The organism is Streptomyces sp. NPDC007162 (genome assembly GCF_040634175.1).
Classification (GTDB): Bacteria; Actinomycetota; Actinomycetes; order Streptomycetales; family Streptomycetaceae; genus Streptomyces.
This window is the reverse complement of sequence record NZ_JBEYFC010000301.1, coordinates 1-11,051: the sequence shown is the minus strand read 5'-3', so window position 1 is coordinate 11,051 and position 11,051 is coordinate 1. Positions and strand designations below refer to the sequence as shown.

Sequence of the window (11,051 nt, the reverse complement as noted above, 5' to 3'; positions counted from 1 at the left end):
GCACGGCTCCGCCGGGGCCGTGGCCGCCCAGGCGCTGCGCCGGATCGGCGCGCAGCCGGCCGCCCCCGGCCTACCGGCCACCGGTACGGTGACGGTGCTGCTCAACGGCCGTGAGGGTGAGCTGCCCGAGGCCGCGCTGAGCTACGCCGAGGGCCGCCTGCTGCGGGCGGTCACTGCGGCCGACCCCGCCGTGTCCCGGTGACCCCGCGCGGACCGCGGATACCGCCGAAGTGAGCAGTCACCCTCCGCGACGCGGTACCCGCGCAGCGAAACCTGAGTAGTCTCAAGGGTATGAGGGACCACCCCCACGGCCACCTCGCGGACGAGGACGGCCTGCAACCCGACATCTGGACCGGCCGCGCCACGAACCGGGTCCAGTGGCTGCTGGCGCTGGTCGGCGCGGCCTGCATGGCGCTCGGTATCGAACTGGCCGTGGACTCCGCGTGGACCTCGGGCGCCCCGCTGGTGATGTCCGTCGTCGGCTGTATCGCCGCCGGACTGCTGGTCCTCTTCGGCACCCTCGCCTTCGTGCACGTCGACCTGAGACTCGACAGGGAGTGCCTCGAGGTCCGCTGCGGTCACATAGGGGTACCGCGTCGGCGCATCCCGCTCTCCCATGTGGCCGGTGCCGACTTCTCCCCGCAGATCACCCCGCGCCACTGGGGCGGCTGGGGCTACCGCTGGCGCCCCGAGAAGGGCACGGCCGTCGTCGTGCGCCGTGGCGAGGGCATCGTCCTGCGCCTGTGGGACGGCCACACCTTCACGATCACCGTGGACAACGCAGAGTCCGCGGTGCATGTGATCAGGGAACGCCTGCGGACCATCACACCGGGCGCCGCTCGCTGAAGCAGGCCGCAGGCTCGACCGACGCACAGGCACTCGGCTGCACAGGCGGCGCGGCCGTGGGGTCCGATCACACCTGGCGCGCCGACAGACGCAGCCCCGCGCTCACCGCACGGCACCGAACCGGAGTCCGGAGCCGTCCCGCCGTACGCCTCAGTTTCCAGGGACGGCCGTCGCCCACGGGCGTGCCGTCGCCAGGCCCGCCAGCAGACCCGCACCCGCCGACACCGTCGTGAAACTCAGCGCGTCGCCGACCGCGGCGAGCACGGCGAGTGCCGTGAGCGCCGCGCCCGCGGTGAGGGCCACGGGGGTGGCGCGGGGCGAGCGCCACAGGGCATGGAGCAGCCAGCAGAACGCGGCGGCCAGCAGCAGGCCGCCCACCAGACCCTGCTCGGCGGCCTGCTGGAGCAGTGCGGAGTGCGGCTTGCCGTCGGGCGCCAGGGCGTCGGACGGCAAGCCGCTCACCTCACCGAAGCGACCGGGGCCCACCCCCAGGGCGGTGTTCCGGTGTGCGAGGCGCAGGGCGTCCCGCCACAGCCGGACCCGGCGCGAGGTGAGGGGGCCTTCCAGGGCGGAGGCGAGTCCGGCCGGCAGGACGTTCCCCGCGACCGCCAGGACCGTGCCGGTCACGACCGCGGCCGCCAGCGCCAGCCCCGCGACGCCCGCGCCCCGGTGCCGCATCCGGCCGGCGGCGAGAGAGCAGAGCAGTACGGCCGCGCTGGCGGCGCACCCGGCCGCCGAGCCGAGGGCCAACCCGGACACCGCGATCCCGGCGGCCAGCAGGCGCAGTCCGAGTCGCAGCGCGGGAACCGGCGTCGCCCAGGCGGCACAGCACGCGCCGCCCGTCGCCAGCGCCAGCAGCGCGGCGACCGCACCGGCCTGGCCGAGCGGAGTCGTGGCCTGGGGACCCGACGCCACCTGGGGCATCGTGACAGCGAACCCCAGTCCGGCCAGTGCGCCGACGCAGGGCGCGGCCACCGGCAGCAGCGCCCCGGACATCCTGCCCGCCGCGTAGCCCGCGGCCACGGCGAGCACCGCGAGCAGCACGCCCTCGGGCCTTCCGTCGCGCCCGGCCGCCGAGATCAGCGGCCACCCGGCGCAGGCCCCGAGCACCAGGACGCCCACCGCGTCCGAAACGTTTCGTCTGTCGCTGTCCGCGTCCGCCCCGACAGCGGACGTCATCCCGGTCGACCCCACCGTTCGCCCCCCCGCACTACGGTCCCCCGACCTGTGTGACGGCCCCCCGCCGCCCGCCTCGCCACACCGTAACCGCCGATGCCCGCTTTGTGGACGACTTGAGCGGGAACAGTGCGGTTCCTGCATCCAGAGACCGCGCTGTCGGCCGTACAGCTCCCGGCCGTACACTCCCCGAGTGACCGTCACCGCAACTTCCGTGGACCGATCGGACCAGCTCACGCCACGCCCCACGCCCGGTGCGCGCGGCCTCGCGCTGCTCCGCCGACTGGTTCCGGCCGCAGCCTCCGCCCTGAGCGGAGTGCTGCTGTACGTCAGCTTCCCGCCCCGCCCCCTGTGGTGGCTGGCCCTGCCCGCCTTCGCCGGATTCGGCTGGGTCCTGCGCGGCCGCACCTGGAAGGCGGCCCTCGGACTCGGCTATCTCTTCGGACTCGGCTTCCTGCTTCCCCTGCTGGTGTGGACCGGCGTCGAGGTCGGCCCCGGTCCGTGGCTGGCGCTGGTCGCCGTCGAGGCGATCTTCATAGCCCTGGTCGGGGTGGGCGTCGCCGCGGTCTCCAAGCTGCCGGCCTGGCCGGTGTGGGCGGCCGCCCTGTGGATCGCCGGCGAGGCGGTACGCGCACGCGTGCCCTTCCGCGGCTTCCCCTGGGGCAAGATCGCCTTCGGTCAGGCGGACGGCGTCTTCCTGCCGCTCGCCGCGGTGGGCGGCACCCCGGTGCTCGGCTTCGCGGTCGTCCTGTGCGGGTTCGGTCTGTACGAGGTGGGGCGTCTCGCCGTCGAGGGGCGGCGCACGCGTGAGATCCGGCGCGGCGCTGCGGCAGCGGCCCTGCTGAGCGTGGCGGTCCCCGTGGTGGGCGCGGTCGCGGCGCGGACGCTGGTGAGCGACAAGGCGGAGAACGGCTCGGCGACCGTCGCGCTCATCCAGGGCAACGTGCCGCGGGCCGGCCTCGACTTCGCCTCCCAGCGGCAGGCCGTGCTCGACTACCACGTGAAGGAGACGCTCAAGCTCGCCGCCGACATCAAGGCGGGCAGGGTCGCCAAGCCGGCCTTCGTGCTGTGGCCGGAGAACTCCTCCGACGTCGACCCGTTCGCCGACGCCGACGCGGCGGCCGTGATCGACGAGGCCTCCAAGGCGGTGGGCGTGCCCATCTCGGTCGGCGGGGTCGTCGAACGCGACGGCAAGCTGCTCAACGAGCAGATCCTGTGGGACCCGGTCAAGGGACCGACGGCGACCTACGACAAGAGGCAGATCCAGCCCTTCGGCGAGTACCTCCCGCTGCGCGGTCTGGTCGGCGCCATCAACAAGAACTGGACCAGCATGGTCCGCCAGGACTTCAGCCGCGGCACCAAGCCCGGCGTGTTCGACATCGACGGCACCAAGGTGGGCCTCGCCACCTGCTACGAGGCCGCCTTCGACTGGGACGTGCGGGACACGGTCACGCGCGGTGCGGAGATGATCTCCGTGCCCAGCAACAACGCCACCTTCGACCGCAGCGAGATGACCTACCAGCAGCTCGCCATGTCCCGCATCCGCGCGGTGGAGCACAGTCGGACCGTCACCGTGCCGGTGACCAGCGGGGTCAGCGCGATCATCATGCCGGACGGGAGGATCACCCAGAAGACCGGCATGTTCGTGCCCGCCTACCTGGTCCAGAAGGTGCCGCTGCGCACCTCCCGGACACCCGCGACCGAGCTGGGGATCCTGCCCGAGATCGCCCTGGTGCTGGCTGCCGCGGGCGGTGTGGGCTGGGCGATCGGGGCCGGCCTGCGCCGTCGGCGCGCCGGTGACGCGTAGCCGTACACCCGCCGTACGCCCCGTGGCCCCGGCCGGCCCGAGGTCGCCGGGCGGCTAGGGTCGGCTCATGGCTACTCCTGAGTTCATCCGCGCCGTCCGGGCCTCGGCGGGCCACCAGCTGCTCTGGCTGCCCGGGATCACCGCCATCGTCTTCGACGACGACGGCAGAGTGCTGCTGGGCCGCCGCACCGACACCCGCAGGTGGTCGGTCATCGGCGGCATTCCGGAACCGGGGGAGCAGCCGGCGGCCTGCGCCGTGCGGGAGGTCTTCGAGGAGACCGCGGTGCGCTGCGTGGCCGAGCGGGTGGTCCTCGTCCAGGCGCAGGACCCGGTCACCTACCCCAACGGCGATGTCTGCCAGTACATGGACATCACCTTCCGCTGCCGGGCCGTCGGCGGTGCGGCCCGGGTCAACGACGACGAGTCGGTGGAGGTGGCCTGGTTCGACGTGGACGCCCTGCCCGAACTGAACGAGCACGGGACCTTCCGGATCAAGCAGGCCATGTCGGACGTGCCCACCTGGTTCGACGCCACGACTTTCAGCTGAAGAGGTGTGCCGGCTCCGTGCGGGGGCGGGGCAGGGCCGCCTAGGGTCGGATCATGAGCTCGCCCAGTGGCCGCCCGGGAGCCCACACCTCGGACCTCGACCTGTACGGCCGTACCGCCCTCGTCACCGGCGCCGCCGGTGGTATCGGCCGTGCCTGTGTGCTGCGTCTGGCGGCCGCCGGGGCGCGGGTGAGAGCCGTGGACCGGGATGCGGCGGGGCTGGCCGAGCTGGTGGACTCCGCGGCGCGGGCCCTCGGACCCGAGGCCGGCGCGGTCGAGCCCCACGTCCTCGACCTCACCGACCTGGACGCGGCGGAGCGCGCCGCCGCCGGCACGGACGTCCTCGTCAACAACGCGGGCATCCAACTGGTGCGTCCCCTCGAGGAGTTCCCGCCGGACGTCTTCCACACCGTGCTGACCGTGATGCTGGAGGCTCCGTTCCGGCTGATCCGGGGTGCGCTACCGCACATGTACGGGCAGGGCTGGGGGCGGATCGTGAACGTGTCGTCCGTCCACGGGCTGCGGGCCTCCGCCTACAAGTCCGCCTATGTGGCCGCCAAACACGGCCTGGAGGGGCTCTCCAAGACGGCCGCCCTGGAAGGCGCGCCCCATGGGGTGACCTCGAACTGTGTGAACCCCGGCTATGTGCGCACCCCCCTGGTCGAGGAGCAACTCGCCGACCAGGCGCGGACGCACGGCATTCCCGAGGAACGGGTGCTGTCCGAGGTGCTGCTGACCGACAGCGCCGTCAAGCGGCTCCTCGAACCCGAGGAGGTCGCCGAGGCGGTGGCCTATCTCTGCGGCCCCTGGGCATCCTTCGTCACGGGCACCTCGCTGGTGCTCGACGGCGGCTGGACGGCCCACTGAGAAGCGCAGTCAGCGTTCGGCGGTTCAGCCGGTGGCGGGTCTCGTGGGAATGGCCCCGACTGCCGCTGCGGTCATCTGCCGTGCGGTGGTCACGAGGCCGGCGATCGCGTCGTCGGGGGTCAGGCCACAGAGGTCGATCAGGGCGAACAGCGACTCGGCGCTGATCACGAGGGCGAGGCCGCGGACCAGTTGTTCCACCTCCGCGCGCTGCGCGGAACCGCACCTGTCGGTCCACGGGGCGAGAGCGTGCTCGATGAGTCCGAAGCGGTGGGCGGGACGGTCCTTGGACGTCGAGGGTTTCGCGATGGTCGCGGCGACGACCACCCGTACGGCCCCCTGCCTGCGCAGCACTGCCCGGCCGAGGATCTCCGCGGCCTGACCGATCCTCTCGACCGGATCGTCGCTGCGCGTCGCCGACCGCAGGACCGCGACCAGATCTTCCGTCATCACGGCGGCGCGCAGGAGTGAGAGGAGGTCGGGGAAGTAGCGATAGGCGGTCGCTTCGGAGACCCGTGCCTCGGCCGCGACCGCCGGCATCGTGATCTCCGCCCCGGTGTCGGCCAGGTCGCGGGCGGCCCTGACGATCGCCGACCTGGTGCGTTCCATCTGGTTGCTGAGCCCGTTCGGGCGACTCCGCTCGGCCATGATCATCCTTCCGTGCCGACCGAAAGCATAGCGGGTGCGCCCCCAGAATGAGAGCTGACTATTTTTTTGAGAGTTGACTTGCATGGTGGTTCGGATCGCTCATAGGGTCCTGGCGTTGGCAACCCACCAGTCAGGGAGACTTCATGGCCATGGTGTCGATCACCGGTCCCGGCGAGGGTGAGCTCATCGTCAACGGCCCGTCGACGATCAGGATCCTCGAGGACGGCAGCAACACCGATCACCGCCTGGGAATGGCCGAGATCACCATCCCCGCGCACACCGCCGGTCCTCCGCAGCACCGCCATGCACAGCACGACGAGGGCTTCTACATACTTTCGGGCAGCGTGCGGTTCACCGTCGGGCAGGACGACTACGACGCCGGAGCCGGTACGTGGGTCATGGTCCCGCCGGGCGCCCCGCACACGTTCGCCAACGTGACCGACGACACGGCGGTCATGCTCAACACCTTCACTCCGGACCTGTACGTGCAGTACTTCCGTGACCTCAAGGCCATGGTCGAGTCCGGGCAGCCGTTGTCACGCGACGCCGTCGCAGAGGTCTGGACGAAGTACGGCACCGAACCGTCGACCGAGTACGCCACGTGAACGTCCTCCTGGGCGCCAACGCCGTCGGCGCGGTCGCCGGCATCGCTTTCGCGCTGGTGGGAGGGGTGCGCCCGGCGGCGCTCAGTGAGAGCGGTACGCCCACCGCCGGGGAACGCTTCTACGGCTGGATGTACGCGACCAGGGGAGTGCCCCTGGGGGTGGCGGCCCTCGTCGCACCGCTCACCTGGCCGGGTCCCGCCGGCTCGCTCGTCCTGTGCGCGGCCGCCGCGGCCCAGGTGGGCGACGCCGTCATCGGAGTCGCCACTCGGAAATGGACGATGATCGCGGGTGCCTCGCTCCTGACCGCCGTACACGTCGCAACGGCCGTCGCCACCGCCTGAGCGTCGACCACGGTCGCGGCGGATCCGGCGTCCGAAAAGCGAGGCTGATCGAGCTGAAAGAGAGGTGATGGAGAATGTGGGCACGGCGGATCGCGACCTGCAAATGAACAGCCGCGGCACAGGGTGGCGCGATAAATGCGCGGCTCTCATTTCCGGGAATACACGGGACTCGGGACGGGACCCCGCACGGTCCGCCGGGGTCGCGCCTTGCCAGCGGTGGGTGCCAGGCGCACGCTGGTGGCATGAGCGTCCATGAGAGCCCCACGCTCATCATGTCCGTGCAGCGCGCCTTCCGTCTGCTGGAGGCGGTGAGCGCGCACGAGAACGGCGCGCCCGCGAAGCAACTGTCGCGTGAGACAGGGCTGCCCCTGGCGACCACCTACCACCTGCTGCGGACGTTGGTCCACGACGGATACCTCCGCAAGCTGGACGACGGGGGGTTCATCCTCGGCGACAAACTGCTGACGCTGCACACCGTGAGCCACGGGCAGACGCTGCTCAGCCGCGTGCGCCCGACCCTGGCCGCGCTCCGCGACGAACTGTCCACCGCCACCTACCTCACCTTCTACGAGGAGGGCGAGATCAGCGTCGCCGAGATCGTGGACGGCCCCCGCGCGCCCCGGACCGACCTCTGGGTGGGATTCGAGGACGCCGGGCACGCCACCGCGCTGGGCAAAGCCGTCCTGCGTGAACTGGACCACGACGCGCGCCGCGACTACCTCTCCCGGCACCATCTCGCCGACCTGACCCCCCGCACCATCACCAGCCTCCCGGAACTGCTCCGCAAGCTCGACACCTCTCCCTTGGCGCCGGCCGTCACGGACCTGGAGGAGTACGCGCTCGGCACGGTGTGCGTCGCGGTGCCGATCTACCGCGGTGACGTTCTCGGCTCGCTCGGCGTCTCGCTCCCGGCGGAACGGCTCTCCCGGCTCCCCGAGCTGCGGGCCAGGCTGCTCCCGGCGGCCGACCGGGTGACCAGAAGCCTCTCGTTCACTATCTGAAAATCCGCTTCTTGTGGCGCGCCGACCGAGCCTCTTTCCTGGATGAAACGGACAAGTCGGTAGTGCACTCCGTGCAGGTGAGGATTACGGACGGAACATGAGGCAGGCGCGAGAGCATGGCGACCACCACTGGCCGGCGTGGCCGTTCAGGAAGCGGGCGGCAGGTCCGGGGGCAGCGGCGTCCCGCGGCCCCGGCTCGCAGCTGGCCGCCGGAATCCCGGTGCTGCCCGTGCTGCTCGTCTGCGGGGTCCTGTTCGTCGACATCCTCGGCGGTTCGGGGTTGTTCTGGCTGCCGCTGCTCGCGGCCGGCCCGGCGCTGGCGGCCAGCACCAACGGCTTCCGCGGCGTGCTGTGCGTAGGTTTCCTCGCCGCGGCGCTGGGCGGGACGCTCGGCGCCAGCGACGGGGTGCCGGCCCGTGAGCTGGCCGTTGTCCTGTCCGCCCTGCTGGCCGTCACGCTGGCGAGCGCCCTGGCCAGCGCGCTGCGGGGACGTCGGGAACGGGTACTCGCCGCCGTCCGCTCGGTCGCGGAGGCCGCGCAGCACGCGGTGCTCCAGCCCATCCCGCAGAGCGTGGGCCCGTTCCGGGTGGCGGTCCGCTACAGCGCCGCGGCGGCGGAGGCCCGGATCGGCGGTGACCTCTACGCCCTGGTGTCCACCCCGCACGGGGTCAGGCTGATCGTGGGCGACGTGCGCGGCAAGGGGCTGCCCGCGGTGGGCACCGCCGCCCTGGTCCTGGGGGTCTTTCGCGAGGCCGCCTACGACGAGCCGGATCTCCTGGCCGTCGTCGGCAGGATCGAGCGGAGCCTGGCGCGCAACCTGGGCCCCGACGACTTCGTCACCGCGGTGGTCGTCGGGCACCCGGGGGAGGGGCGGCTTGAGATGGTGAACTGCGGACATGCGCCTCCCCTGCTGATATCCGCCTCGGGAGAGGTCGTCGCGGCCGAGACGACCCGGCCGGCCGCGCCCCTGGGCCTGCGCGCCCTCGTCGGCGAGTCCCCCTGCCTGGAGGTCCTGCCCTTCTCCGAAGGGGACCAGTTGCTGCTCTACACCGACGGGGTCACCGAGGCCCGCGACCGTGCGCGCGCGTTCTACCCGCTGGCCGAAGGGGTGGCACGCCATGTGTCCGACGAACCGGAACACGTCCTCACCGCGGTCCACGACGAACTGCTGGCGCACGTGGGCGGTCGGCTGCACGACGACGCCGCGCTGCTCCTGCTCCGTATGCAGGCCGCGGACCGCTCCGCGTGCGCCGTCGGGCCGGTGGAGGCGCCAGGCGGTGGTCTCCCGCCGGCCGAGCGGACGGGCTTCACGTCACCGGCGCGCCTCGGCTGCTGACAGGCGGTTCGGACCAGGCCCGCACCGGGTCTGGAGCAAGGCCTGACACAAGAAGGCGGTCCAGGCGGGCGTGACCGGGCGGACGCGCCGCGGGCCGGCCTGAGCCCTCAGACCGCGACCAGTTCGGCCCACCGGGTCACCCCGCGCCGGCAGGTGCGCATGCCGTACCGGGTGGCCAGCGCGTGGACTATCTCCTCGCCCCGCCCGTGCTCGTCCGGGTCGATCCCCGCGGGCGGCTGTCCCGTCGCCCGGGAGGGGCCGGCGTCGGTCACTTCGATGTGCAGGGTGCCGAGTCCGGCGTCGCGGATCCAGGAGAGCCGCAGCACCGCCGGGGGCAGGGCATGGACGATCGCGTTGGTGAGCAGTTCCGACACCACCAGCAGCGCGTCCTCGACGACGTCCGGGGACACCTTCCAGGCCGCCAGGACCGCACCCGCCCGTCGGCGCACGTCGGAGACGGCACCGGGAACGGGAGGCGTCGGGAAAACGTGTTCGCTTGCCTCCCGCACCAGGGTATTGAGCTGTACCGCCATCTTGTGTCTCCAGAGGTGAGGTCATCGGGTCCCGCGTCACACGCCTCGGCGCATCTGCCGGACCTCGTAGCACGCTAAGGAGCCATCCCGCGTCGGTCAATGAACGTCGGTCGGCATTACCGAACGACGCCGCGCCGTCCAGGCCGCGGAGCTCCGATGCCCGCCCCCAATCCGCCGCAGCCGTCCGGCTGGTGCCACCCGGCGGCGCCCGCACGGCAGACCTGCCGCGGCGGTAATAAGCTCGCTTCATGGCCGGTCCGGTCCAGTCGATCGAACGGGCGGCCGCGATTCTGCGCCTGCTCGCCGCCGGGCCTCGCCGGCTCGGGCTCGGCGAGGTGGCGGCCTCCCTAGGGCTGGCCAAGGGAACCGCCCACGGCATCCTGCGCACACTCCAGCACGTGGACTTCGTGGAACAGGACGCGGCGACCGGAAAGTACCAGCTCGGAGCTGCTTTGCTGCACCTCGGCACGAGTTACCTCGACGTCAACGAACTGCGGTCGCGTTCCATCAACTGGGCCGATGCCCTGGCCGCCCGCAGCGGGGAGGCGGTACGCCTGGGCACTCCCCTGGAGGGCAGTGTCCTCGTCGTCCACCACGTGTTCCGACCGGACGACACGCTGCAGACCCTGGACGTGGGCGCGCTGCTCCCCCTGCACGCCTCCTCGCTCGGGAAGGTCCTGCTGGCCTACGGGACCGCACCCCTCGACGCCGCCCTCGAATCGGGTCTGGAGCAGTACACCCGGCACACTCTGGTCACCAAGGAAGCGCTCACCCGGGCCCTCGCCGAGGTCCGGGAGACGGGCTGGGCCGTCGAGACACAGGAGATGAGCATGGGCGAGGCCGGACTGGCCGTGGCGATCCGCGGCCACGGCGGTCTCGTCGTCGGCGCCATCGGGCTCTCCGGGCCCGTCGAGAGGATCTGCGACCGTCAGGCCCGGCCCCGGCCCAACCTGATCACGCTGATCCGCGAGGCCGCACGGGCGATCTCCCGAGACCTGGGCGCCGCCCGCTGGTAAACACCTCCGGCCTCCGGCCCCGGCGCTCCCCGCGCTCCTCCCCGCGACCATCGGAAGGCGGTCCCGATCATGGTGGAACGGTATGTGATGTCCATCGATCAGGGCACCAACTCCACCCGATGCATCCTCTTCGACCGGGGTGGGCGGCTGGTGTCCGTCGCGCAGAGAGAGCACCAGCAGCACTTCCCGAAGCCCGGCTGGGTCGAGCACGACGCCGTCGAGATCTGGCACAACCTGCGCCGTGTGATGTCCGAGGCCCTGTCCGGTGCCGGCACGGCCGTCGACACCGGACAGCTCGCCGCCGTCGGCCTGGCCAACCAGCGGGAGACGAC

At 72.1% G+C, this 11,051-nt stretch carries 13 protein-coding genes and 1 pseudogene; 11 read left to right on the top strand and 3 right to left on the bottom strand.

Features of this window, described 5'->3' with window-relative positions:
• Both ABZ646_RS29270 and ABZ646_RS29265 read left to right on the top strand, forming a co-directional pair.
• Positions 1-202: pseudogene (locus tag ABZ646_RS29270) on the top strand (glutamate racemase); the annotation flags it as partial.
• An 89-nt stretch (positions 203-291) separates the two neighbouring features.
• Positions 292-846: a hypothetical protein gene (locus tag ABZ646_RS29265; protein WP_360525149.1), complete on the top strand. Its 555-nt coding sequence runs from the start codon at positions 292-294 to the stop codon at positions 844-846.
• A 150-nt stretch (positions 847-996) separates the two neighbouring features.
• Here the strand turns inward: ABZ646_RS29265 and ABZ646_RS29260 are convergent, their stop codons facing one another.
• A complete protein-coding gene (locus ABZ646_RS29260) occupies positions 997-2,025 on the bottom strand; it encodes an O-antigen ligase family protein (RefSeq protein WP_360525146.1) in 1,029 nt (342 codons plus the stop codon).
• Between the two features lie 190 nt (positions 2,026-2,215).
• On the opposite strand from ABZ646_RS29260, the gene lnt reads away from it, so the two are divergent.
• From lnt to ABZ646_RS29245, 3 genes are all read left to right on the top strand, one after another.
• Positions 2,216-3,829 (top strand): apolipoprotein N-acyltransferase, encoded by a 1,614-nt coding sequence (gene lnt / locus ABZ646_RS29255; RefSeq protein ID WP_360525143.1) that lies wholly within the window; start codon positions 2,216-2,218, stop codon positions 3,827-3,829.
• Between the two features lie 67 nt (positions 3,830-3,896).
• A complete protein-coding gene (locus ABZ646_RS29250) occupies positions 3,897-4,376 on the top strand; it encodes an NUDIX domain-containing protein (protein WP_360525140.1) in 480 nt (159 codons plus the stop codon).
• Between the two features lie 53 nt (positions 4,377-4,429).
• A complete protein-coding gene (locus ABZ646_RS29245; RefSeq protein WP_360525137.1) occupies positions 4,430-5,242 on the top strand; it encodes a 3-hydroxybutyrate dehydrogenase in 813 nt (270 codons plus the stop codon).
• Between the two features lie 24 nt (positions 5,243-5,266).
• Here ABZ646_RS29245 and ABZ646_RS29240 read toward each other — a convergent pair whose 3' ends face one another.
• Positions 5,267-5,887, bottom strand: coding sequence for a TetR family transcriptional regulator (locus ABZ646_RS29240; RefSeq protein WP_360525134.1), 621 nt, complete (start codon positions 5,885-5,887; stop codon positions 5,267-5,269).
• A 143-nt stretch (positions 5,888-6,030) separates the two neighbouring features.
• On the opposite strand from ABZ646_RS29240, the gene ABZ646_RS29235 reads away from it, so the two are divergent.
• The 4 genes from ABZ646_RS29235 to ABZ646_RS29220 all read left to right on the top strand — a co-directional run bounded on the left by ABZ646_RS29235 (position 6,031) and on the right by ABZ646_RS29220 (position 9,170).
• Entirely contained in the window at positions 6,031-6,492 is a 462-nt protein-coding gene (locus tag ABZ646_RS29235; protein WP_360525131.1) for a cupin domain-containing protein, read from the top strand.
• Positions 6,489-6,833: a hypothetical protein gene (locus tag ABZ646_RS29230; RefSeq protein ID WP_360525128.1), complete on the top strand. Its 345-nt coding sequence runs from the start codon at positions 6,489-6,491 to the stop codon at positions 6,831-6,833. Before ABZ646_RS29235 ends, ABZ646_RS29230 begins: the two co-directional genes overlap by 4 nt.
• Positions 6,834-7,075: 242 nt before the next feature.
• On the top strand, positions 7,076-7,834 hold the full coding sequence (locus ABZ646_RS29225) for an IclR family transcriptional regulator (RefSeq protein ID WP_360525125.1): 759 nt from the start codon (positions 7,076-7,078) through the stop codon (positions 7,832-7,834).
• A 97-nt stretch (positions 7,835-7,931) separates the two neighbouring features.
• Positions 7,932-9,170, top strand: a complete 1,239-nt coding sequence (locus ABZ646_RS29220) for a PP2C family protein-serine/threonine phosphatase (RefSeq protein WP_360525122.1) — start codon at positions 7,932-7,934, stop codon at positions 9,168-9,170.
• Positions 9,171-9,277: 107 nt separating this feature from the next.
• Here the strand turns inward: ABZ646_RS29220 and ABZ646_RS29215 are convergent, their stop codons facing one another.
• Positions 9,278-9,703 carry an ATP-binding protein gene (locus ABZ646_RS29215; protein ID WP_360525119.1) on the bottom strand — a complete coding sequence of 142 codons (426 nt, stop codon included), beginning with the start codon at positions 9,701-9,703 and terminating at the stop codon, positions 9,278-9,280.
• Between the two features lie 248 nt (positions 9,704-9,951).
• Between ABZ646_RS29215 and ABZ646_RS29210 the strand changes: the two genes are divergently transcribed.
• Together ABZ646_RS29210 and ABZ646_RS29205 are read left to right on the top strand one after the other, a co-directional pair.
• A complete protein-coding gene (locus tag ABZ646_RS29210; RefSeq protein ID WP_360525116.1) occupies positions 9,952-10,719 on the top strand; it encodes an IclR family transcriptional regulator in 768 nt (255 codons plus the stop codon).
• A gap of 69 nt (positions 10,720-10,788) precedes the next feature.
• Positions 10,789-11,051 (top strand): FGGY family carbohydrate kinase (locus ABZ646_RS29205; RefSeq protein ID WP_360525113.1); only part of this gene is annotated, 263 nt, incomplete at its 3' end.